Origin of the sequence: Lentzea xerophila (genome assembly GCF_051094245.1) — a bacterium.
Taxonomy (GTDB): domain Bacteria; phylum Actinomycetota; class Actinomycetes; order Mycobacteriales; family Pseudonocardiaceae; genus Lentzea; species Lentzea xerophila.
Genome location: NZ_CP194934.1, coordinates 6,622,652 through 6,646,301, shown reverse-complemented (window position 1 = coordinate 6,646,301; position 23,650 = coordinate 6,622,652). Strand labels below are relative to the sequence as shown.

Below are 23,650 nucleotides of genomic sequence, written 5' to 3'. Positions count from 1 at the left end.
GTTGCGCATCCGAACTGTCGTCGCCGGCACCACCGCACTAGTTCTGCTGGCGGGCTGCGACAGCAGCGGTGGTGGCGACGGTACTCCGACGAACGCTCCGCAACCGACCAGCACGAGCAACAGTGCCGCGGCACCCAAGGTGTCGAACCCGCTCGACCTGAAGGCCGCCGAGGCTGATCCGTGCGGTGTCGTCACCGCGGCCCAGTTGCAGGCATACGGGCTGCCGGGGGTGGTGGGTTCGGTGAACACCACGGCGCCTGGGCCCGCTTGCCTGTGGCCCGGCTCGATCACCGATGCGGAGATGTCTCCGGGCGTGATCGTTCTTCCCGACGGCACGAACCTCGAGTCCATCTACGCCAAGAAGGGCTCGACCTATCCCGTGTTCGAGCCGCAGCCGGAGGTCCAGGGACACCCGGCGGTCATCGCCCTCGCCGTGGACCAGCGCACGGAGGGCAGCTGTGAGATCTTCGTCGGCGCGTCCGACGACAGGGTGATCCTCTTCACCATTCAGAGCGATGAGAAGAGCAAGTACTTCGCGGACCCGTGCGCCGGGGTGACCGAGTTCGCGAACCTGGCCATCACGACGATCAAGGCAGGTGCGTAATGACACGGCCCGCGCCCAGTTGCTTCTCGGAGGACAACACCCGCGCAGAGGGGTTCTCCGGAGCTCAGATCTACGCCCAGATGCACGGCGGGCCAGGCACCGCGACGGCACAGCTCGCCGCGGACAAGGCCGTGGAGCTGGAGAAGAGCTACACCCTGGTCGAAGCGCGGCTCAAGAAGGTCGGCGAAACCCTCGGTGAGGCGTGGACCGGTGCCAGCGCGGACGCCGCACAGGCCGCCGCCAACCCGATCAGCCAGGCCATGGTCCAGATGCAGGACGCGCTGCGGCAGGCCGACCGCTCACTGTCCAACCAGGTCTACCAGTTCAACTACAACAAGGCTCAGCTCAAGGAAATGCCGGCGACCAGGCCGGACACGGACCTGTGGGACGACGTGACTCCGTGGGACACCGACACGGAGGACAAGGTCAACAGCTACAACGCCGAAGAGGCCCACAACCGCAAGGTCTACAGCGAGTTCCAGAGCGCCAGCAACACCAACCGCGGTGAGCTGCCCAAGCAGTTCCCCGGCGTCACGGCCGACACGCTGAACGTCGAGGTCATCAACACCGGCGGCGACAACGGCGAGGACAAGACCGCGACGAGCAGCACCACCACGCGCTCGTCGAACCCGTCGGGCTTCCCGACCTCCACCAGCACGCCGGCCACGACCAGCACCGGCTGGACCGCGCCCACCCCCAACGGCGACCAGACCACCACCAGCTGGGCCGACAACACCGGCACCAGCGGCACCGGCAAGCCCGGCGGAGACAACCTCACCGGCGTCGGCAAGCCCCCGGTCGGCAGCGTGATCGACCGGCCGGCCAACACCGGCCTCCCGCCCGTCGGCGTGCCCGTCCGCCCGACCATCCCCGGCCCCGGCTCACCCGGCGGACCCGGTGGCAGCGGTCGAGGCCCTGGTGGTCCCGGCGGCCCCGGCGGAGCAGGAAAGGCCGGCGGCCCGGCAGCCGGCGGCAAGTTCGGCACCGGCGGCCTCGGCGGCACAGGCATCGGAACCGGCACGGGCAGCGGCACGGCGGCCCAGCAGCCGGGCGGCAAGGCCGGTGTGTTCGGCGGCATGGGGGAGACCGGCCAGAACGCCGGCACCCGAGGCGGTGCGGCGGCAGCGGGTGCGGCCGGCCGGGCAGGTGCGGCCGGCATGGGCGGGATGGGTGGTCACGGCGCGAAGGGCCAGGGCGAGGACGACCTGGAGCACAAGTCCGCCGACTACCTCATCACCGAGGAGAACACGAACGAGATCATCGGCGACATGCCGATGGTCGCACCGCCGACGATCGGGGGGTGACGTGCTGCGGTCGTCCATCCAACTGTCCGACCTCGCCTTCGACGTGCTGTGGAGGCAGGAGAAGCTGGGGGCGTACCACCCCGCGCTCTCCGTCGACTCGCCCGGTGAGACCGAGGACGAGCGCGTGCTCATCGAGCGCGACGTCATCGGTGAGCTGCGCCGGGTCGGGCTCGACCACCCGGACGTCCGGGGCACGCTGCACCTGATCGCCGAGGCGGACAACGACTACTCGGCGTGGATCGCGGTCACCCCGAACGAGACCAGGCCGGTGGTCGTGGCGGCGAACGCGCAGCACGGCGTGCTTGCTGTGCACGACAACGGGTTCGTGCAGCTGCACCCGATCCGGCCGGAGAACGCGCGGGAGGTCCTCGCGATGCAGCTGCCGGACGTCCCGGCCGGCAAGGGCGCGTCGATCAACGTGCACGCGTCGGAGATCAACACGCCGCAGCCGGGCAAGGCGTCGCCGTCGATCTCGCTGCGCCAGCTCCTCGCCCAGCCCCGCAGGGGCACGGCGAAGCTGTACTCGGCCAGGCGTGGCCCCGAGGGCAGGCAGCGCGCCAAGACCTTCCTCACCACGATCGACTTCGAGGACGGCCGCTGGCTCGTGGTCCGCTACACCGACCAGAACCACCAGACGTGGGTGCACGCCACCCCGGCGTCGCGCCAGATCATCACCGACTGGCTCAAGCGCCTGACCTGAGGTTGATGAGGGGAGCTTTCGTCAACCTCAGGTTGAGGAAAGCTCCCCCCATCGACGATTTACCGCCGCCTAACCGGACTGCACCAGCGTCGCGGCCGTGAGAAAGCCATTCGCCATCGCCGCCGCACTGGCCGCGACGCTGCTGTCCGCCGGCATCGGCTCGGGTACCGCCAACGCCGAGACCGTCCCCGGCTGTGCCTCTGCCAAGCAGATCGGCACCACCGGCTACGTCAAGTACAACGGCGCGACCATCGCGTCGGTCAAGCAGTTCGCCGGGTGCGGCAAGAACTACGCCTACACCTGGGTCTGGGACTCCTACGCCAAAAACCACTCCTTCCGCGTCTCCAACTGGATCGCGGTGATCGAGGGCGGCGAGGAGTACCCCGGCGGCGCCACCCGCAGCGGGACCAACCAGGAGCTCTGGGGTGCCGGAGCGGCCACGCTCGACAAGTGCACCCGCGCGGTCGCGAGCGTCACCACGCCGGACGGCGGCTACCGGTCGGGCTGGACCGACCTGCGCTGCTGAAGTTCACCTCGGGTTGGGCCGCCGGTCAGAACCGGCGACTAGAAACCGCGCATGACCTTCGACCGTCGCACGTTGTTCAAGGCAGGCGCATTCGGCACGGCCGCGGCGCTGGTGCCCTCGGGCATCAGCCTCGCGAGGACCGACCGCCCGATCCTCACCCACGGCGTGCAGTCCGGCGACGTCACCTGGGACGGCGGCATCGTGTGGACCCGCGCCGACCGTCCGTCCCGGATGCTCGTCGAGGTGTCCAACGACCCGGGGTTCCGCCTCTCCCGCAGGCTTCGCGGCCCGCTGCTCACACCGGAGACAGGCGGAACCGGCCAGGTCCGCGTGAACAGCCTCCTGCCGGGCCGCACCGCCTACTACCGCGTCACGGCCGAGGACCTGCACGGCCGCACCCGCAGCGAGCCGCTCACGGGCAGCTTCACCACCGCCCCGCTCGGCCGCGGCGAGGTGCGGTTCGTGTGGTCCGGTGACGTCGCGGGTCAGGGCTGGGGCATCAACCCCGACATCGGCGGCATGCCGATCTTCAAGGCCATGGCCGACCGCAGGCCCGACTTCTTCATCCACAGCGGCGACAGCGTCTACTCCGACAACCCGATGAAGGAGTCCGTCGTCCTCCCGGACGGCCGGGTCTGGCGCAACGTCGTCACCCCGGAGAAGTCCAAGGTCGCCGAGACGCTCGACGAGTACCGCGGCCAGTTCGCCTACAACCTGCTCGACGAGAACGTGAAGCGCTTCGCCTCGCAGGTGCCGATGTTCGCGCAGTGGGACGACCACGAGGTCACCAACAACTGGTACCCCGGCGAGATTCTCGACCTGCCGCAGTACACCGAGAAGCGCGTGGACGTGCTGGCGCAGCGCGCTTTCCAGGCGTTTCATGAGTGGATGCCGCTCGACCGGCACCGCGCCGTCGACGGCCGGGTCTACCGGAAGTTCTCCTACGGCCGCAACGTCGAGATCTTCGTGCTGGACATGCGCACCTACAAGGACCGCAACACCGCGCCGAAGGACCAGCCGGGCGTGATCCTCGGTGCCCAGCAGGCGAAGTGGCTCGTCGACGGCCTCAGCCGCAGCAAGGCCACGTGGAAGATCATCGCGGCGGACCTGCCGATCGGTCTCACCGTGCCGGACGGCAACGACATCGAGGGTGTCGCGAACGGCCTGCCGGGCGCGCCCAACGGCCGTGAGCACGAGATCGCCTGGGTGCTGCGGGAGCTCAGGAAGCGCCGGGTCCGCAACACCGTGTGGCTCACCGCGGACGTCCACTACACCGCGGCACACCACTACTCGCCGGACCGCGCTGCCGTCGGCGACTTCGACCCGTTCTGGGAGTTCGTGTCCGGCCCGCTGCACTCCGGCGCGTTCGGCCCGAACACGCTCGACCCGACGTTCGGCCCGCAGGCGGTGTTCGTGCACGCTCCGCCCGCCGCCAACACCACGCCGCTGGACGGGTTCCAGCACTTCGGCGAGGTGAAGGCGACGCGCGAGGAGCTCACGGTGTGGCTGCGTGACGCGACGGGCGTCTCGCTCTGGTCCAAAACGCTCAGGGCCGCCTGACGTTCGCCGTAGTGTCGGTGCGTGCCCATCTCGTTCGACACCACCGGCTTCCGGCAGCTCGACCAGAACACCTGGCAGCATCCCAGCGGGGACCAGGCCGATCTGACCTACTACGGCCTGGTCCCCGACCTGCCCGCCGGGCTGGACGACCTGCCCAGGCTCCGGCACGACCTCGCCTTGCTGCACGGCGAGACCGGATGCCTGGTCGAGGCGCACGTCGTCCAGCTCGACGGGGTGCCGGCGTTGCTGCGGATCGTCAAGATGCCGCTGCCGAACCAGCCGAACGGGCAGGTCTTCGCCGGATCCTTCACCATCCCCAAGGCGAACTGCAGCGCCGTGTTGCAGCTCGGGGCGTTGGAGCGCGGCATGACGGGTGCGCGCGAGGCCGTGCTGGCGGCCGAGATCGGGTTCGAGAACTGGACGAGGCCACACCCGTACGCGCCGGAGCTGCAGGGCGTGCTGCCGTTCCACGCGGGCGACGACCCCCGCTTCGACGCGAGGTTCCCCGACCACCCGTTGTCGCGCGTGCGGGCCTGGGCTCACCACGTCGTCCGCACGGCACGGGTGGACCCGCAGTTCGCGTCGTTGCCGCCGTTCCGCGTCCAGGCACCACCGCCGGTCGCGCCGGGCCAGACGCTGGTGACCGCGCTGCCCAGCCTGCCGGTCAAGGACTTCGTCGGCCTGCAGATCGGCGAGGAGACGACGTACTGGCGGATGACCGACCCGAAGCTGAAGGAGATGCTCGGCCGCGGTCTCATGGGCCGGTCGCCGCTCGCGGACACCCGGTTCCGCGACATGCTCCTCATCGACGTCGCCACCGGCGAGGCCATGATCCCCGACCGCTTCACGACTAACGGCGAGATGACCGCGCACGGCACGCACCTGGTCCAGGTCACGCTCGCCGAGGCGGACGCCGAGCTGTCCGACGAGGACGTCCTGGACGCGTTCAGGTGGACCGGTCTGATGTGCGGCGAGGCGGCGGAACGCGGGGAGTACCTCTCCCTCGAACCCGCCCAGAACCAGGGGGAGCAGGCCGACCCGCACGTCCTGCTGGCCGTGCAGCCGCACGACGGGCAGCAGGTGGTCATCGCCCAGTTCTCACCGCCGCCCACGGAAGGACCGCTCGCGGGATCGCCGAGCCGCAGTGCGCCGGCGACGCGGGAGTCCGTCGTGGGCATCGGCCTGATCGCCGGGATGGCCGTGAACGAGTGGCGCTCACATCCGCTGCGCCTGGCGATCACGTACAAGCGCCCAGCGGCCTGATCGCAAATATTTGCAGGGTCCGACGTATTGTTTCCCGCTGTTTGTCGTGGTTTCGTGCAGCAACTCTGCAAGAAGTTGCGACAAGGAGGTCGCGATGCGTCGGGTCGTCGCCGCGCTCGCTGCATTGGCTTTACTGCCCCTCACACCGGTCCAGGCCGTTGCCGCTCCACCGCAACGTCTTGCCGTGGGAGAGGTGGTGGACATAGCGCCCGGTGTGCGCGACGGGGACGCGAGGCTCGCGTTGCCGCCCAAGCGCGACGACCTGCGGGGTGAGCGCTTCTACTTCGTGATGCCCGACCGGTTCGCGAACGGCGACCCGCGCAACGACCGGGGCCGCTCGAACGCCGCCGAACACGGGTTCGACCCCGCCGACAAGGGCTTCTACCACGGCGGCGACCTCAAGGGCCTGCACCAGAAGCTCGACTACCTCGACGGCATGGGCATCACGGCGATCTGGATGACGCCGATGTTCCTCAACCGCTGGGTGCAGGGCGACAGCGCCGGCTACCACGGCTACTGGACCCTCGACTTCACGAAGCTGGACCCGCACTTCGGCACCACGCAGGAGATGCGCGACCTGATCAGGGACGCGCACCGGCGTGGCATCAAGGTCTTCTTCGACATCGTGGCGAACCACACCGCCGACGTGATCAAGTACGCGGAGAACAAGACCCAGTACGTCTCGACCGGCGCGCAGCCGTACCTGGATGCTTCCGGCACGCCGTTCGACATCGCCGACTACGCGGGCCGCAAGGACTTCCCGAAGCTCGACGCCCAGAAGTCCTTCCCGTACACGCCGGTCAGGCAAGGCCCGACGAAGTTCCCGTTGTGGCTCAACGACTCCACGCTCTACCACAACCGCGGCGACTCGACGTTCTCCGGCGAGTCGAGCGAGCAGGGTGACTTCTCCGGCCTCGACGACCTGATGACCGAGCACCCGCGCGTGGTCAACGGCATGAAGGACATCTTCACCAGCTGGATCGACACGCTCGACATCGACGGCTACCGCGTCGACACCGTCAAGCACGTCAACCTGGAGTTCTGGCAGGCGCTCGCGCCGCACGTCAAGCAGTACGCGAACCGTAAGGGCAAGAAGGACTTCTTCGTGTTCGGCGAGGTCTTCGACTCCTCGCCGGAGAACACCTCGAAGTACACGACCGACGGCAGGATGCAGGCCACGCTGGACTTCCCGTTCCAGAGCAGCGCGCTGAGCTTCCTGTCCGGCAAGGGTTCCCAGCGGCTCGGCGAGGTGCTGCTCGACGACGACCGCTACACCGACGCCGACTCCAACGCCTCCTCGCTGCCCACGTTCCTCGGCAACCACGACATGGGCCGCGTCGCGTGGATGATCCGCAACGACCGGCCGGGCATCTCGGACGCGGAACTGCTGGAGCGCCTCAAGCTCGGCAACACGCTGATGTACCTGTGGCGCGGCAACCCCGTCGTCTACTACGGCGACGAGCAGGGGTTCGCGGGCACTGGTGGCGACAAGCTCGCACGCCAGGACATGTTCGCCTCGAAGACGCCGGAGTACATGGCGGAGAAGCTGGTCGGGTCGGACCGCACGGGTGCGGTGGAGAACTTCAACACCGCACATCCGCTGTACCAGCAACTCAAGGGATTGGCGGAGCAGGTCGACCGCGATCCGGTGTGGCGCGACGGCAACCAGGTGCTCCGGTACGCCGACGGTGACGTGTTCGCGTTCAGCCGCATCCTCGGCCGCGAACACCTCGTCGTCGCCAACGCGGGCACCTCGCCCGCCACCGTGACCGTTCCCGTGTCGTCGTCGGGGTTCGAGAACGCCCAGGTCCAGAACGGCCGCGTCACGGTGACCGTGCCCGCGCTGTCGTCGGTGGTGCTCAAGGGAACCAGCGACGTCGTGAAGTCGAAGCCGGCGCCTGTCCTGGTGGCCCCGGCCGCTGGAACCATGCTGGACGAGCGCGTCGAGCTCCGCGCCGACGGCATCGGCGCGCCCAACGCCGCCGCCACGTTCGCCGCGCGCGTCGAGGGCACCCGCGACTGGACCGTCCTCGGCACCGACGACGCCGCTCCGTACCGGGTCTTCGCCGACCTGTCGGCGCTTCCGGGCGCGGCCGCCGGCAAGCGCGTCGAACTGCGTGTGGTGGCGAAGTCCGGCGAGATCGGCGCGGACGGGGCGAACGTGACGCTGGTGGCCGCGCCGCCGCTCCCGGATCCCGGCACGAAGAACCCGGACTGGCTGGTCGTGCACTACGCCCGCGACAACTACGACGGCTGGGGCCTGCACGTCTGGGGCGACGTGGAGACGCCGACCGAGTGGAACGCGCCGCTGCCGTTCGCGGGGGAGGACGCCTACGGGCGCTTCGCGTGGATCAAGCTCAAGCCCGGCGCCAAGTCGGTCGGGATCATCGCTCACAAGGGCGACGAGAAGGACACCTCGGCCGACCGGTTCGTCGACCCGAGCGTGACGCCCGAGGTGTGGCTGAAGCAGGGCGATCCGTCCGTGCACCCGTCCGAACAGGCGGCCACGGGCAAGGCGGTCGTGCACTACGTCGGTGACGCGTCCGGTGCTGCGGTTCGCGTTGCCGGACGGGGTGACGTGCCCTTCACCAACGGCATCGCGGAACTCCCGCCCACCACCGACTTCTCCGTCGTGCGCGGCACGACCGTGGAGGCGTCCGGCAAGTTCACCAGTGGCCACGCGTGGGTCGCGAACGGCAAGGTGCACGCCACTCGTGCCGCCGCCGAGAACCGCGCGGTGATCCACTACCACCGCCCGGACGGCGACTACACGGACTGGACGATGTACCACTGGACGGGCTCCGCGGAGCCGTCACCGGGCTGGAACCAGTCGCGGGTGCCGGACGGGCGGGACGCGTTCGGCGTGTACTGGTCGGTGCCGCTCGCGGCCGGTGCGGCGGGCCTGAGCTACATCATCCACCGCGGCGACACCAAGGACCCCGGCCCCGACCAGTTCCTCGACCTGGGGCAGAAGGGGAACGAGGTGTGGCAGTTGCAGGGCGACGAGACCTACCTGCTGCCGCCCAACGCCGGTCCGGCCGCCGATGACGACCTCACCAAGGCCAAGGCGATCTGGATCTCCAAGGACAGGGTCGTGTGGGACGTGCCTTCGGTGCAGTCCGACGGCTACCGCCTCGAGTACGGCTCACGGGTGCTGCGGCTGGCGCCCGCGACCGAGGAGGTTCCGGCACAGTTCCCGCACCTGCGTGGCAAGCCGGTGTTCGCGGTGCGCGGGTTCGTGGACGAGGCGTTGCGCGACAAGCTCTCCGCCGTCCACGTCGACGCGGGTGGCGCGATCCGGCACCGCACGAGCGTGCAGATCGCGGGCGTGCTCGACGACCGTTATGCCGCCGCGGCAACGAAACTGACGTTCGGACCTACGTTCGACCACGGCCGCGCGTCGGTCCGGCTGTGGGCGCCGACGGCTCAGAACGTGAAGCTGCGCCTGTTCGACGAGCCGGCCGGTGAGCCCAGGAAGGTCGTGCGGCTCAAGCGCGACGACGCCTCGGGCTCGTGGTCCGGTTCGGGCAACTGGAAGAACAAGTACTACCAGTTCGAGGTCACCAACTGGCAGCGCACGGTCGTGGTCACCGACCCGTACTCCGTCGCGTTGTCGGTGAACTCGACGCACTCGCAGTTCGCGGACCTCAAGGACAGCCGGTCGATGCCTGCCGGCTGGTCCAAGGATGTCGCGAAGGGCATCGGCGGCGCGATCACCGAGCTGCACGTGCGGGACTTCTCGATCAACGACCAGTCCGTCCCGGCGGCGGATCGCGGCACGTACAAGGCGTTCACGCACCGCGACTCCATCGGCATGAAGCACCTCAGGACGCTGGCCGCGGCGGGCATGGACACCGTGCACCTGCTGCCGACGTTCGACATCGCGACGATTCCCGAGAAGCGCTCGGACCAGGCCACTCCGGCCTGCGACCTGCCGTCGTTGCCGGCGGACTCCGACCAGCAGCAGGCCTGCGTCGGTGCGGTGGCGGGCAAGGACGGCTTCAACTGGGGCTACGACCCGTTCCACTACGACGTGCCCGAGGGCTCGTACGCCACGGCGGACGCGCAGAACGGCTGGGCGCGCTCGAAGCAGTACCGCGAGATGGTGAAGTCGTTGCACGACAACGGCAACCGCGTGGTGGTGGACGTCGTCTACAACCACACGGCGGCGTTCGGCGACGCACCGACGTCCGTGCTGGACAAGGTCGTGCCCGGCTACTACCAGCGGCTCAACCTCGACGGCTCGGTCGCGAACTCCACGTGCTGCGCGAACACCGCGACCGAGAACGCCATGATGGGCAAGCTCGTCGTGGATTCCGTGGTGCGCTGGGCCCGCACCTACAAGGTCGACGGGTTCCGGTTCGACCTGATGGGCCACCACCCGAAGGCGAACATGCTCGCGGTGCGCGCGGCGCTGGACGCGCTGACCGTCGAACGTGACGGCGTGGACGGGCGCAAGATCGGTGTCTACGGCGAGGGCTGGGAGTTCGGCGAGGTCGCCGGCAACGCCCGGTTCGAGCAGGCCACCCAGGCGAACATGGCAGGGACGGGCATCGGCACGTTCAGCGACCGGCTCCGCGACGCGGTGCGCGGCGGCGGTCCGTTCGACGAGGACCCGCGCGTGCAGGGCATCGGCTCCGGCCTGGCCGACGACGTGAACTCCTCGCCCGCCAACGGTGACGTGGCCGCACGGCTGGAGAACTACAGCGACCTGGTGAAGCTCGGCATGGCCGGGAACATGGCGTCGTACCGGTTCCGGTCGACGGCCGGGCCCGAGGTGGCCGGCCGGGACGTGAACTACAACGGCTCCGCCGCCGGGTACACCGGACAGCCGTTGGAGGCGATCACGTACGTCGACGCGCACGACAACGAGACGTTGTTCGACGCGTTGACCTACAAGCTGAAGCCCGAGACGTCGATGGCCGACCGCGTGAAGATGCAGACGGTGGCGCTGGCACCGGCGTTGCTCGGGCAGGGCCGTCCGTTCATGCACGCGGGCACCGAGTTCCTGCGCTCGAAGTCGTTGGACCGCAACAGCTACGACTCGGGGGACTGGTTCAACCCGTACGACCCGTCGTTGCGCGACAACGGTTTTGGTCGCGGGTTGCCGCCCAAGGCCGACAACGAGTCGAAGTGGCCGTACGCGAAGCCGTTGCTGGGCCTGGCGAAGCCGTCACCGGCGGACATGAAGGCCTCGCTGGACGCGACCCTGGAACTGCTGCGGATCCGCCAGTCGTCGCCTCTGTTCGCCCTGGGTGACGCGGACCTGGTGCAGCAGAAGGTGTCGTTCCCGGCCGCGGAGTCCGGCGTGATCGTCATGCACATCGACGACACGGCCGGGCCGGACGTCGACGGTGCTCGCCGGGGCGTGCTCGTGGTGATCAACCCTCACCCGACGGACCGTCTCGTCTCGTTGCCCGCCGGCGACTGGCGGCCGGTGACCACGGAGAAGCGGGTGGGAGCGGCGCGCTCGGTCGTGGTCCTGGAAAGGTAGTTCAGTCGGAAAATAGTTTGATTCGAGACTATTTGGTACGGTCGTGCTCATGGGCGCGGAGGGGTGTACCGACCTGATGATGCTGTTGCATCGAGCGGGTCACGCACTGGAGACCGAACTGACGGCAAGGCTCGCGGAGATCGGACTGACTCCGCGAGCCCGCTGCGTGTTGTCCAGCGCCTTGGGCGCGGGGCGCACGCAGACCGAGATCGCCGACATGATCGACATCGACAAGACGACCATGGTCGTGACGATGGACGCGCTCGAATCGGCTGGTTACGCCGAACGCATGCCGTCACCCACGGACCGTCGCGCGCGCGTTGTCGCCGTGACTGATCTGGGTCGCGAGATCGTGGCGAGGGCCGACGCCCTGTACGTCGAGGTCGTGTCCAGCGTGCTGGGCTCGTTGCCTGAGGACGAGCGAAACGGCCTGGTCAACGGCCTGACGAGGCTGGTCGCAGGTCGGCTGGGCACCGTTGTGCCGTGTGAGAAGCCACCGCGCAAGCGTGCTCTGCGTCATGCCGTTGGGTAAAAGATAGTCCCGTAAAAAACTATCTGTTACGGTTCCTCTCATGACCTCAGGGGGACCGAAGACCGACTCGCGCTGGCTCGCGCTGATCGTGTTGTGCGCAGGCATGTTGATGATCGTGCTGGACCAGACGATCGTGAACGTCGCGCTGCCCGCGATCGAAGAAGACCTCAAGTTCGGCCAGGCCGGTCTGGCCTGGGTGGTGAACGCGTACCTGATCGCCTACGGCGGTCTGCTCCTGCTCGCGGGTCGGCTGGGCGACCTGATCGGGCACAAGAAGGTGTTCCTGATCGGCCTCGGCGTCTTCACGGTCGCGTCGCTGCTGTGCGGCATCTCCGTCAGCGCCGAGATGCTGATCATCTCCCGGTTCGTGCAGGGTGCGGGCGGTGCGCTGGCCACGTCCGTGACGCTCGGCATGGTCGTCACGATGTTCCCGGAGCCCGGCGAGCAGCGGCGCGCCATCGGCGTGTTCAGCTTCGTCGCGGCGGCGGGCGCGTCCCTCGGCCTGTTGCTCGGCGGCGTGCTGACCGACGCCATGTCGTGGCACTGGATCTTCTTCGTGAACATCCCGATCGGCATCGTGGCCGCCGTCGCGGCCGTGCGCCTGGTGCCCGACTCGGTGGGACTCGGCCTGCGGGAGGGCGCGGACGTCCTCGGCGCGCTGCTGATCGTGGGCGCGGTGATGCTCGGCGTCTACACGATCGTCAAGGCCGAGCACTACGGCTTCGGCTCCGCCCACACGCTGGGGCTGGGTGCCGTCGCACTGGCTCTGCTGGCCGGGTTCGTCCAGCGCCAGCGGACCGCTGCGAAGCCGTTGCTGCCGTTGCGGGTGTTCAAATCGCGCAACGTGACCGGCGCGAACCTCGTGCAGATCTCGATGGTCGCCGGCATGTTCGGACTGTTCTTCCTCGGCACGCTCTACATGCAACTGGTGCTGCAGTACACGCCGTTGCAGATCGGCCTGGCGTTCATGCCGGTCGCCGGGGCCATCGCGGTGTTCTCGGTGTCGCTCTCGGCCCGCCTCAACGCCCGGTTCGGCGAGCGGAACATGCTGATCCTGGGCCTGTCGCTGATGCTGGTCGGCATGCTGGTGTTCACCCAGGTGCCGGTGGACGGCTCGTACGTGACGCACATCCTGCCCGCGGTGGCGCCGATGGGCGTCGGCATGGGCCTGTCGTTCCCGGCGTTGATGACGCTGGCGATGTCCGGCGCCGCACACGACGAGGCGGGCCTGGCCTCCGGTCTGGTGAACACGACCGCCCAGGTGGGAGGCGCTCTGGGACTCGCGGTGCTGGCCACGACCTCGACCACCTACACGTCGTCGTTGCTGGCCTCCGGGGTCGGGCGGCTGGAGGCGTTGACCTCGGGCTTCCACCTGGCCTTCTGGATCTCCTCCGCGCTCGTGGCGGTGGCCCTCGGCCTGGCGGTGTTCGTGCTGAGGCAGGTCGCGGTGTCGCGCGACGCCGGGCCAGTCCTGGTGCATTGATCTGTTATCGGTGAACTCGCGATCATCGCCGCTTATGGTTCGGGCATGAGCCAACCGATTCCGTTCGCCGACGCCAACTTCAAGCTCGCCGTCGTCCAGGAGCTGATGTACAACCAGGAGCTCTTGCCGAGGTTCAACCTGCGCGAGTACGCCGCCGAGCAGGGCTTTACCTACGACGACGGGAGCTTCGAGGCGGTGCCCGAGGCTCTGGCCTACTTCGAGGCGCTGGAGGTACCCGCCGAGCTCGCGGAGAAGATCACCGAGATCGAGATGGACGGCGGCAACGAGATCTACCTCGAGATCGCGCCGAACTGGGACGGCGAGGACGCGCTGTTCGACGTCGACGAGTTCGCCGACCTGCGGCACTTTCCCAACCTGAAGTCGATGACGCTGTTCTACACGGGCAACGAGGAGGCGCTGGAAACGCTGCGTGCCCGCGGAATCGAGGCGGACTGGGTCTGAACCGGCCGCGTTCGGAAAAGGTGTGCGATTCTCTCGAATCGCACACCTTTCTGCTTCGAGCCCAGATCTGCGGCCCGGACTCGGTGCGCTTGAGGTGGTTAGTGGTCGGCCAGCTCCTCGCGCTTCCGGACTTCCTCGGTGCGCAGAATGGCGAACTTGCGGTCCTTTGCCTTGAGAACCTTCAGGAAGCCAGGGCTCGTCTCGAACACGTAGACCTCCTCCGCGTCGTTGATCCGCTCCTTGGGAACCCACGGCGTGCTGACGACGGCGGCGACCACCAGCGCGGATCCGGCCAGGATCCAGGCGAACCACTTCAGCAGCCACCGCGCGTTGCGAAGGGCCAGCACCATGGCCGCACCGATCGCCACGGCACCGGCCGAGAGCCACCAGCGGTGGTACGTCAGCGTGTGGGACACCATCAACGCGATGAGCACGATCAGCGTGAGCAGCGCCGTGGTGTTCGCGCGCTCGGGGTCCTTGCGCGTGCGGAGGTAGAAGAAGAACGTCGCCGGCGTGACGATCATCAGCAGGACCGTGCTGATGCGGTCGTCGGCCATGAACGTGCCGAGGAACAGTCCCGGGGCGTCATCCAGCTCGAGTGTGTGGAGCAGGGCAAAACTCGTATGCCAGTCGTAGTGGCTCACGGCCAGCAGTCGCAGGAGGACGAACAGGACGGCGGCGCCGGTCAGAGCGGACCCGGTGTGCTTTGCGCTCATCCCGGGAATGATCGCGCATGGGTTCCAGGCCGGCCGGAACCGCACGTCGTCGTCGCGGTCCCGGCGCTGCGGTGCTCCGCGCGTCGTCCGGCACGGGCGGGTAGCTACCCTGGTGGCCACATCCCGTACCTGTTCTTCAAGGAGTCACACCGTCGTGTCCGAGCGCACCCTGGTTCTCGTTAAGCCCGATGGCGTTGCCCGTGGTCTCGTTGGCGAGGTGATCGCCCGCATCGAGCGCAAGGGCCTGAAGCTCGCCGCGCTGGAGCTGCGCACCGCCGACCGCGCCACCGCTGAGCAGCACTACGCGGAGCACGACGGCAAGCCGTTCTACGGCGACCTCGTCGACTTCATCACCGGCGGCCCGCTGGTCGCCCTGGTGGTCGAGGGTGTCCGTGCCATCCCGGCCTTCCGCCAGCTCGCGGGCGGTACCGACCCGGTCGAGAAGGCCACGCCGGGCACGATCCGCGGCGACTTCGGGACCGAGGTGCAGTACAACCTGGTGCACGGGTCCGACTCGGCCGAGTCGGCGGAGCGCGAGATCAAGATCTGGTTCCCGAACCTCTGATCGTTCGTTGTCGACGGTCCCTGGAGCTGCCGGCTCCGGGGACCGTTTTTTCGATTGCGCTGATTGCGAGCTGGTTGCGTGGTTTTCTTGGGGCGCTGCCCCAAACCCCGCCGATCTGATCTGAAACCGGGCCGGCGCCGTCGGCGGGTTGATGGCACGCCGGTTGCTTACGGCGGCTTGCTGTTGCGTTGGTGCTTGCGTTGGTGGGGTGGTCTCGTCACGAGTCGTGACGAAACCACCCCACCCGGCCCGCGCGCTGAAGGGCGGTACGGCTCGCCTCCGGCCTCGCCGCTCGCCTCCGGCCTCGCGTGGGTCAGGCCCGTCGCGGGCTTCCGCCCAGACCGCCCGGCTTCGCTCCGTTGAGGACGGTGCCCTCCGGGTAGCCGAGCGGCAGGTACATCCACACGTCGTCCCACCGCTCAGCGCCCACGGCGATCGCGTTCGGCATCCGCCCGCACTCCCGGAACCCGAGGCTCTCGTACAGCTCGATGGCGCCGTGGTTGTTGCCGCGCACGCCGAGCATCACGATCTCGATGCCCTGCGCACGGGCGTTCGCGATCAGTCCGTCGACCACCAGGCGGCCGAGGCCGAGGCCGCGTGCGGACGGGTGGGCCATGATCTGCTGGATCTCGGCACGGTGCTGGAAGACGGCGGTCGAGCCGCGGCGCCACAGGCCCACGGCGCGGACCACGCCGTCCACCAGGGCCACGGTGAAGGCGGCGTCGCCGTCGCGGACCTGCTTCAGGACGCCGTCGAGCCACGACGAGACGCGGTCGAGCGTCGGGGGTTCGTGGTAGCCGACCGCGCCACCGGCCGCGACGACGTCGTGCACGACGGTGTGGATCTCGGCGCGCAGGTGGTCGTCGGCTTCCGTGAGCCAGCGGAGTTCGCGGGTGGGCATGCGGCGATCGTAATTGCGTCGAAAATTGTCAGACCTGTTCGTTAACGTCGGACGGGTGGAGAACCTCGTCGAGGCCAAGGCCCTGACCAAGCACTTCGGGTCGTTCGAGGCCGTGCGCGGCATCGATGTCGAGGTGCGCAGAGGTGAGGCGTTCGGGTTCCTGGGGCCCAACGGGGCGGGCAAGTCGTCGACCATGCGGATGATCTCGTGCATCTCCGGGCGCACGGGTGGGGAGCTCAAGGTCCTCGGCATGGATCCGGGCAGGGACGGGCCGAAGATCCGCGCGCGGCTCGGCGTGGTGCCGCAGCTCGACAACCTCGACACGGAGCTGACGGTTCGGCAGAACCTGCAGATCTACGGGCGGTACTTCGGGATGTCGCGGCAGAAGTGCCGGGAGAAGGCCGTGGAACTGCTCGAGTTCGCGCAGCTCTCCGACCGGGCGGACCACGAGGTCGAGCCGCTCAGCGGCGGGATGAAACGGCGGCTGACGATCGCGAGGTCCCTCGTGAACGACCCGGAGCTGCTGCTGCTCGACGAGCCGACCACCGGGTTGGACCCGCAGGCGCGGCATCTGTTGTGGGACAGGCTGTTCCGGTTGAAGCAGGACGGCGTCACGCTCATCGTCACCACGCACTACATGGACGAGGCCGAGCAGCTCTGCGACCGGCTCGTGGTCATGGACGGCGGGCGGATCGCGGCCGAGGGGTCGCCCAGTGAGTTGATCAGCCGGTACTCCACCAGGGAGGTGCTGGAGCTGCGGTTCCAGCCAGGGGCGGAGAAACCGGACCTGACCGCGTTCGCCGAACGGGTCGAGGTGTTGCCGGACCGGCTGTTGCTGTACACGCGGGATGGTGAGCACACGCTCGCGAAGGTGCACGAGCACGGGGTTCAGCCGGTGCAGAGCCTGGTGCGGCGCAGTTCGCTGGAGGACGTGTTCCTGCGCCTCACCGGCAGGACGTTGGTGGATTGATGGAGACGTTGAGGGCCTCCTGGTTCGGGTTCGAGAAGACCTGGACGTGGTACCGGCGCAACTGGCGGGCCACGGCGGTGTCGAGTTTCCTCACGCCGGTGCTGTTCCTCGTGGCGCTCGGGGTGGGGTTCGGGTCGCAGGTGCAGTCGACGGCGTTGCTCGGTGGCGTGCCGTACCTGCAGTACCTCGCACCGGCGCTGGTCGTGGTCACGGCGGTGCAGGGGGCCACGTTCGAGTCGACGTATACGGTCATGTCGCAGTTCATGTGGCAGAAGTCGTTCGTCGCGATGGTCTCCACGCCGATCACGCCGGCGCAGGTGCTCTACTCGCAGACGATGTGGATCGGCTCGCAGTTGCTGCTGCGGTCGGCGGTGTTCGTGGGCATCGCCGCCGCACTCGGCGCGGCGGCCGGTCCGGGCATCCTGCTCGCCATTCCGTTCGCGACCCTGGCGGGGCTGGCGTTCAGCACGCCGTTGGTGGCGTACAGCGCGACGTTGGACAAGCCGGACGCCTTCACGAACATCTTCCGGTTCGTGCTGATGCCGATGACGTTGTTCACCGGCGCGTTCTTCCCGGTCAGCCAGCTGCCGGACTGGTTGGTGCCGCTGGTGTGGCTCACCCCGGCGTGGCACGGCATCGAGCTCGCACGAGGCATGACGTTCGGCACGTTGGACCTCTTACCGGCGTTGGGGCACATCGCGTACCTCGGTGCGTTGGTCGCTGTGGGTGTCGCGCTCGGCGTTCGTTTCTTCCACCGAAGGCTGGCGGTGTGACATGACGCGGACACTCGACCGCGCCGACCAGGCGAAACCCGCCAGCGTCGGGCTGCTGTGGCGCGTGATCCCGCCGGGGCTGTACGGCAGGCGCGCGAGCATGCTCGTCGAACGGGCGGCGGTGGTGAACCGGCGGGCGTGGTTCGTGCTGGTCGGCGGGGCGTTCGAGCCGCTGCTGTTCCTGTGGTCGCTGGGGCTGGGCTTCGGGCAGATGGTGACGTCGGTGGCCGGGCCGGACGGGCAGCCGATCAGCTACGCGGCGTTCGTGGCGCCCGCGCTGCTGGCGGCGAGCGCGATGAACGGGGCGGTGTACGACGCGACGTTCAACGTGTTCTTCAAGTTCAAGTACGTGAAGCTCTACGACGCGATGCTCACGACGCCGATGGGGCCGATGGACATCGCGATCGGCGAGATCGCGTGGGCGTTGCTGCGGGGCGGCCTGTACTCGGCGGGGTTCCTCGCCGTGATGCTCGGGATGGGGCTCATCGTCTCGCCGTGGGCGTTGCTGGCGCTGCCGACGGCGCTGCTGGTGGCGTTCGCGTTCGCCGCGGTGGGCATGGCGGCGACGACGTTCATGCGGTCGTGGCAGGACTTCGACCTCGTGCAGCTCGCGGTGCTGCCGCTGTTCCTGTTCTCGACGACGTTCTACCCGCTGTCGGTGTACCCCGGCTGGTTGCAGGCGGTGGTCAGCTGGACGCCGCTCTACCACGCCATCGAGCTCATGCGCGGGCTCACGCTGGGCGTCGTCGGCTGGGACCTGCTCGGCCACGTCGCGTACTTCGCGGTGCTGGCGGCGGTGGGAACGGTGGTGGCGGCGAGGCGCCTGGGGAAGTTGTTGCTGGACTGACCAGAATTCCGTTCCGGCACGCGATTCGGCTGCACCGCCGGGAGGCCGTTACTCTGGTCGTGTGAGTGTCGAGTCTGTTTTCCCCAGGTTGGAGCCACTGCTGCCACGGATCTCCAAGCCGGTGCAGTACGTCGGCGGGGAGCTCAACGCGACCGTCAAGGACTGGGACGCGGCGTCCGTGCGCTGGGCATTGATGTACCCCGACGCGTACGAGGTCGGCCTGCCCAACCAGGGCGTCATGATCCTCTACGAGATCCTCAACGAGCTGCCGGACGTGCTCGCCGAGCGCACCTACGCGGTGTGGCCGGACCTCGAAGCGCTCATGCGCGAGCACGACGTCCCGCAGTTCACGGTGGACGCGCACCGGCCGGTGAAGGCGTTCGACCTGTTCGGCATCAGCTTCGCCACGGAGCTGGGCTACACGAACATGCTGACGGCGCTCGACCTCGCGGGCATCCCGTTGCACGCCGCGGACCGCACCGAGGACGACCCGATCGTGGTCGCCGGTGGGCACGCGGCGTTCAACCCGGAGCCGATCGCGGACTTCGTCGACGCGGCGGTGCTCGGCGACGGCGAGGAGGCCGTCCTCGAGATCACCGAGATCGTGAAGGCGTGGAAGGCCGAGGGCAGCCCCGGCGGCCGCGACGAGGTGCTGACCAGGCTCGCCGAGACCGGTGGCGTGTACATCCCGCGCTTCTACGACGTGGAGTACCTGCCGGACGGCCGCATCCAGCGCGTCGTGCCCAACCGCGACCGGGTCCCGTACCGCGTGTTCAAGCGCACCACGATGGACCTCGACGCGTGGCCGTACCCGAAGCAGCCGCTGGTGCCGCTCGCCGAGAGCGTCCACGAGCGGATGAGCGTCGAGATCTTCCGCGGCTGCACGCGCGGCTGCCGGTTCTGCCAGGCGGGCATGATCACCCGCCCGGTGCGTGAGCGGTCCATCGAGGGCATCGGCGCCATGGTCCAGAAGGGCCTGGAGGCGACCGGCTTCGAAGAGGTCGGGCTGCTCAGCCTCTCGAGCGCCGACCACAGCGAGATCGCCGAGATCACCAAGGGCCTCGCGGACCGCTACGAGGGCACGAACACGGGCCTGAGCCTGCCGAGCACCCGCGTCGACGCGTTCAACATCGACCTCGCGAACGAGTTGTCCCGCAACGGAAGGCGCTCGGGTCTCACCTTCGCGCCCGAGGGCGGCAGCGAGCGGATGCGCCGGGTCATCAACAAGATGGTGTCCGAAGAGGACCTCATCCGGACGGTGTCGGCCGCGTTCTCCAACGGCTGGCGGCAGGTGAAGCTGTACTTCATGTGCGGTCTGCCGACGGAGGAGGACGAGGACGTCCTGCAGATCGCCGAGATGGCCAAGAACGTCATCCGCGCGGGCCGGCAGGCCAGTGGCCGCAACGACGTCCGCTGCACCATCTCGATCGGCGGGTTCGTGCCCAAGCCGCACACGCCGTTCCAGTGGGCGCCGCAGTGCGACCCGGACGTCGTCGACGACCGCCTGCGCAAGCTGCGCGAGGCCGTCAACGCCGACCGCAGCCTCGGCCGCAACATCGGCATGCGCTACCACGACGGCAAGCCCAGCCTCATCGAAGGCCTGCTCAGCCGTGGTGACCGCCGCATCGGCAAGGTCATCGAGGCCGTGTGGCGCGACGGCGGCCGGTTCGACGGCTGGAGCGAGCACTTCTCCTACGACCGCTGGACCGCCATGGCCGCGCGGGAGCTGGAGCCGCTCGGCGTCGACCTCGCCTGGTTCACCACCCGTGAGCGCGAGGAGCTGGAGGTCCTGCCCTGGGACCACCTCGACTCGGGCCTCGACAAGGAATGGCTCTGGGCCGACTGGCAGGACGCGCTGGACGAGCGCGAGCAGGACGACTGCCGCTGGACCCCGTGCTTCGACTGCGGTGTCTGCCCGGCGATGGGCACGGACATCGAGGTCGGTCCGACGGGCCGCAAGCTGCTGCCGATCTCTCCGGTCGGCATCGGCTCGCCGGTGAAGAACCCCACGCTGACCTCGGGGTGACCGACGCGGAGGTGCTCGACCAGGTGCTCGGCCTCCTCCGGTCCCACGTGGACTGGACGCAGGCCGGCCTGGCCGGCGCCGTGCGGGACGTGGACCTCGGCGACGTCACGTCGAGCGTCGCCGACCACGAGGGCACGATCGTCTGGGAGCTCACGTTCGAGCTGTGGGAGCTGGATCTCGACGACGACGAACGCAACGACTACGAGCAGCTGGAAGCGCTGGCCCGGCCGCGGATGGACGCGTTGCGCGAGTTGTTCGAGCAGCGTGCGGAGGGGTGGCTGCCGGGCGCGATCCCCGTCGCCGAACTCGACGAGTGGTACCCGTACGACTACGTCAAGGGCTGGCACACGGCGGCACGGTCAGTGCAGATCGGCTACACGATCCACGACAACGGGTTGCCGCTGATGGTCCAGCTCAGGGCCTACGACGTCACTGCGTGACGGCTGCCGGCCGTGAAGTCCCCGTCGGCCGGCACGAGGGTCGGACCGCCGCCCGAGCCGTCGCGCAGGCAGGCGGCGACGATCACTTGCTTACGGCGGCCAGTGCGTCGACCAGTCCGTGGCCGTAGAAGGAGTTGTACTCCGAGTACCCGGTGCAGAAGGCGTCCTGCACACCCGTCCCGTTGAGGTCGTAGTCGGCGGGACAGGCCAGCGTCTCCGCCTGCGCGTTCAGCATGCGCCCCAGCGACACCGCGTCGGTGTCGGGATGCACCGACGCGATCAGCGCCGCCACCCCGGCCGCGTGCGGAGCCGCCATCGACGTGCCGCACGAGTAGTCGTAGCCGGACGGCACGGTGGACAGCACGCACCCGGTCGGCGTGCGCGGGTCACCACCCGGCGCCGTCACGTCGATCGCGCCCAGCCCGTAGGAGCTGTAGCCGGCCTTGGTCTTGGTCGACTCGACCGCCGACACGCCGACCACGTTCTTGAGCTGCGCCGGCAGCACCACGCAGCGGGAGTCGACCGGGCGGGTCTGCGCCTCACCGTTCGTCGGCGACATCGAGTCGCGACCCGGCCGGGACAGGTCCGCGGCGGCGTTCCCGGCGGCGGCGACCGTCAGCACGTTGCGCGAGGTCGCGTAGTCGACGGCCCGCCGCACGGCCTCGTAGACGACGCGCTGACCGGGCTCGCTCTGGCACGTGAACAGGTACGGGTCGATGAAGTAGCTGTTGTTGGTGATCGTCATGTTCCGCGCGGCGGCCCACATGAACCCGCACACCGCGTACTCGGGGTAGATGAACCCGTCGTCGTCGACGACCTTCACGGACGCGATGCGCACGCCCGGTGCGACGCCCGTGGTGCCGCGGCCGTCGTCGGCGGCGGCGATGGTGCCGGCGACGTGCGTGCCGTGGGCGGAGGTCGTCGGGGCCCACGCGGACGGCGCCGGGTCGGGCTTGCCGGTCAGGCAGCCCGCGGACAGCTCGGGTGCCAGCGCGGCCACGAGGTCCGGGTGGCGGGCGTCGACGCCGGAGTCGAGCACGCCGACGACGACGGACTTGGATCCGGTGGTGATCTCGTGTGCGGCCGGCGCCTTGATGAGATCCATGTCCCATTGCGCGCCCGAGCGCACACCCGACGGCCGCAGCAGTTCCGTGTCGTCCTTCTTGCGCTTCGGCGACCGCTTGGCGGCGCTCTCGGCCTGGGCGCTGTACGCGCGTTGCGGGCCGATCAGCTTGAGGAACGACGGGTCCGGCGAGGTCGCGACGGCGACCGAGATCTCCGGGTAGTAGACGGTCGTGGTGCCGCACGCCTCAGCGATCTCCGCGTCCGCCATCTCAGGGGTCGTGAGCTGCGAGAACACCACCAGGTAGCGCAGCAGCGGACCAGGCTGGATGCACGCGGGCGCGGCAGGGGTGACCCAGGGCTGCGCGGTCGCGGGCAGGGACGCCGCCATGCACCCGGCTGCGAGCAACGCGGTCGTCGCCGCCGCTCGCGCGCGGTGGAGCAGAGGCACCAGGGACCTCCAGGTGGGCAGGGCGTCCAGTCAGCCGGACCGTAGCCACGCGCAACGATCTAGACAAGCTGAACGTTCTGAATCAGGTTCACGGTACCGTCCTACCGGACGAACAGCCTGCGCCGATGGGACCGCTCACCCGTCGGAACACCACTCGGGGAGCACCACTGAGCCGCAACCTGCCCAACAACCCGTCGGCCGCCGCCGTGCAGAAGCTGCGCCTCCGCTACACCAAGCGGGGGAGGCTGCGTTTCACTTCGCACCGCGACATCGCTCGCACGTTCGAACGTGCGCTGCGCCGCGCAGGCGTACCCATGGCGTACTCGCAGGGGTTCAGCCCTCACCCGAAGGTGTCATGGGTCGGCGCGGCGCCGACCGGCGTCGCCAGCGAGGCGGAGTACGTCGAGGTGTCGGTGGTCGAACGGGTCGACCCGGTGGCGCTCAAGGTCGCGCTCGACGAGGCGCTGCCGCCCGGCATCGACGTGGTCGACATCGTCCAGTCGCAGGGAGGCAACCTCACCGAGCGCATCGACGCGAGCGAGTGGCGGATCGAGCTCGACGGGATCGAGCCGGACGAGCTCGCGAAGGCGGTGAGCGTCTTCCTCGCGGCCGAGTCCGTCGAGGTCGAGCGGCTCACCAAGAACGGCACGAAGATGCTCGACGTGCGGCCCGCCGTGGTGTCGGCGCTGGTCGAACCACGTTCGAGCGACGCCGGACACGATGAGTCCGCATTGTCACAACCGTGTGGGATACTCATGACGGTCGTACGGCAGGTAACGCCTACCGTCCGACCCGACGACGTGCTGAATGCGCTTCGCGTCGTGGCCGACCTCGTGCCGCCGGTACCTGCGAGAGCAACCCGGATGGCGCAGGGACGGCTCGACGGCGAGGGCAGGCTGGTGGACCCGCTCCAGCAGGACAGAGAGTCCTGACCAGCGGAGGAACCGTCCGGCCGCGATGCATACAGGAGG

General features: G+C 68.9%; 20 protein-coding genes. 17 read left to right on the top strand and 3 right to left on the bottom strand.

The features are described from left to right. Nucleotide 1: 1 nt before the first annotated feature. The 10 genes from ACRSBM_RS31565 to ACRSBM_RS31520 all read left to right on the top strand — a co-directional run bounded on the left by ACRSBM_RS31565 (nt 2) and on the right by ACRSBM_RS31520 (nt 13,928). Complete coding sequence (locus ACRSBM_RS31565) at nt 2-604, top strand: DUF3558 domain-containing protein (protein ID WP_434448934.1); 603 nt, start codon at nt 2-4, stop codon at nt 602-604. Then, a complete protein-coding gene (locus ACRSBM_RS31560; protein ID WP_434448932.1) occupies nt 604-1,908 on the top strand; it encodes a hypothetical protein in 1,305 nt (434 codons plus the stop codon). The genes ACRSBM_RS31565 and ACRSBM_RS31560 overlap by 1 nt, the downstream gene beginning before the upstream one ends. A 1-nt stretch (nt 1,909) precedes the next feature. Then, nucleotides 1,910-2,608, top strand: coding sequence for an ESX secretion-associated protein EspG (locus ACRSBM_RS31555; RefSeq protein ID WP_434448930.1), 699 nt, complete (start codon nt 1,910-1,912; stop codon nt 2,606-2,608). A 97-nt stretch (nt 2,609-2,705) separates the two neighbouring features. Then, nucleotides 2,706-3,134, top strand: a complete 429-nt coding sequence (locus ACRSBM_RS31550; protein ID WP_434448928.1) for a hypothetical protein — start codon at nt 2,706-2,708, stop codon at nt 3,132-3,134. A gap of 51 nt (nt 3,135-3,185) precedes the next feature. Next, on the top strand, nt 3,186-4,694 hold the full coding sequence (locus tag ACRSBM_RS31545; protein ID WP_434448927.1) for an alkaline phosphatase D family protein: 1,509 nt from the start codon (nt 3,186-3,188) through the stop codon (nt 4,692-4,694). Between the two features lie 21 nt (nt 4,695-4,715). Then, nucleotides 4,716-5,957 carry a hypothetical protein gene (locus tag ACRSBM_RS31540; RefSeq protein ID WP_434448925.1) on the top strand — a complete coding sequence of 414 codons (1,242 nt, stop codon included), beginning with the start codon at nt 4,716-4,718 and terminating at the stop codon, nt 5,955-5,957. A gap of 94 nt (nt 5,958-6,051) precedes the next feature. Then, on the top strand, nt 6,052-11,451 hold the full coding sequence (gene pulA, locus ACRSBM_RS31535; RefSeq protein ID WP_434448923.1) for a pullulanase-type alpha-1,6-glucosidase: 5,400 nt from the start codon (nt 6,052-6,054) through the stop codon (nt 11,449-11,451). A gap of 79 nt (nt 11,452-11,530) precedes the next feature. Further along, nucleotides 11,531-11,983: a MarR family winged helix-turn-helix transcriptional regulator gene (locus ACRSBM_RS31530; RefSeq protein ID WP_434448921.1), complete on the top strand. Its 453-nt coding sequence runs from the start codon at nt 11,531-11,533 to the stop codon at nt 11,981-11,983. Between the two features lie 40 nt (nt 11,984-12,023). After that, a complete protein-coding gene (locus ACRSBM_RS31525; RefSeq protein WP_434448919.1) occupies nt 12,024-13,466 on the top strand; it encodes a DHA2 family efflux MFS transporter permease subunit in 1,443 nt (480 codons plus the stop codon). Between the two features lie 45 nt (nt 13,467-13,511). Beyond that, nucleotides 13,512-13,928, top strand: a complete 417-nt coding sequence (locus tag ACRSBM_RS31520; RefSeq protein ID WP_434448916.1) for a DUF6892 domain-containing protein — start codon at nt 13,512-13,514, stop codon at nt 13,926-13,928. 98 nt (nt 13,929-14,026) lie between these two features. Here the strand turns inward: ACRSBM_RS31520 and ACRSBM_RS31515 are convergent, their stop codons facing one another. Beyond that, a complete protein-coding gene (locus tag ACRSBM_RS31515) occupies nt 14,027-14,644 on the bottom strand; it encodes a hypothetical protein (RefSeq protein ID WP_434448914.1) in 618 nt (205 codons plus the stop codon). Between the two features lie 154 nt (nt 14,645-14,798). Between ACRSBM_RS31515 and ndk the strand changes: the two genes are divergently transcribed. After that, nucleotides 14,799-15,209 (top strand): nucleoside-diphosphate kinase, encoded by a 411-nt coding sequence (ndk, locus tag ACRSBM_RS31510; RefSeq protein WP_089928249.1) that lies wholly within the window; start codon nt 14,799-14,801, stop codon nt 15,207-15,209. Nucleotides 15,210-15,522: 313 nt separating this feature from the next. Here the strand turns inward: ndk and ACRSBM_RS31505 are convergent, their stop codons facing one another. Beyond that, nucleotides 15,523-16,110, bottom strand: coding sequence for a GNAT family N-acetyltransferase (locus ACRSBM_RS31505; protein ID WP_434448912.1), 588 nt, complete (start codon nt 16,108-16,110; stop codon nt 15,523-15,525). A gap of 55 nt (nt 16,111-16,165) precedes the next feature. Here ACRSBM_RS31505 and ACRSBM_RS31500 point away from each other — a divergent pair, with 55 nt between their 5' ends. The 5 genes from ACRSBM_RS31500 (at nt 16,166) to ACRSBM_RS31480 (ending at nt 21,166) form a co-directional block, all read left to right on the top strand. Next, entirely contained in the window at nt 16,166-17,080 is a 915-nt protein-coding gene (locus ACRSBM_RS31500; protein WP_434448910.1) for an ABC transporter ATP-binding protein, read from the top strand. Continuing rightward, on the top strand, nt 17,080-17,853 hold the full coding sequence (locus ACRSBM_RS31495) for an ABC transporter permease (RefSeq protein WP_434448908.1): 774 nt from the start codon (nt 17,080-17,082) through the stop codon (nt 17,851-17,853). The genes ACRSBM_RS31500 and ACRSBM_RS31495 overlap by 1 nt, the downstream gene beginning before the upstream one ends. 1 nt (nt 17,854) lies before the next feature. Then, the gene (locus tag ACRSBM_RS31490; RefSeq protein WP_434448907.1) at nt 17,855-18,700 is read left to right on the top strand and encodes an ABC transporter permease; all 846 of its coding nucleotides are present in this window, start codon (nt 17,855-17,857) and stop codon (nt 18,698-18,700) included. Between the two features lie 61 nt (nt 18,701-18,761). Further along, the gene (locus ACRSBM_RS31485) at nt 18,762-20,726 is read left to right on the top strand and encodes a TIGR03960 family B12-binding radical SAM protein (protein WP_434448905.1); all 1,965 of its coding nucleotides are present in this window, start codon (nt 18,762-18,764) and stop codon (nt 20,724-20,726) included. After that, a complete protein-coding gene (locus ACRSBM_RS31480; RefSeq protein WP_434448904.1) occupies nt 20,723-21,166 on the top strand; it encodes a hypothetical protein in 444 nt (147 codons plus the stop codon). Before ACRSBM_RS31485 ends, ACRSBM_RS31480 begins: the two co-directional genes overlap by 4 nt. 82 nt (nt 21,167-21,248) lie before the next feature. Here ACRSBM_RS31480 and ACRSBM_RS31475 read toward each other — a convergent pair whose 3' ends face one another. Then, nucleotides 21,249-22,679: a S8 family peptidase gene (locus ACRSBM_RS31475; protein WP_434448902.1), complete on the bottom strand. Its 1,431-nt coding sequence runs from the start codon at nt 22,677-22,679 to the stop codon at nt 21,249-21,251. A gap of 206 nt (nt 22,680-22,885) precedes the next feature. Between ACRSBM_RS31475 and ACRSBM_RS31470 the strand changes: the two genes are divergently transcribed. Then, a complete protein-coding gene (locus tag ACRSBM_RS31470; protein ID WP_434453291.1) occupies nt 22,886-23,611 on the top strand; it encodes a TIGR03936 family radical SAM-associated protein in 726 nt (241 codons plus the stop codon). The last annotated feature ends 39 nt before the right edge of the window (nt 23,612-23,650 follow it).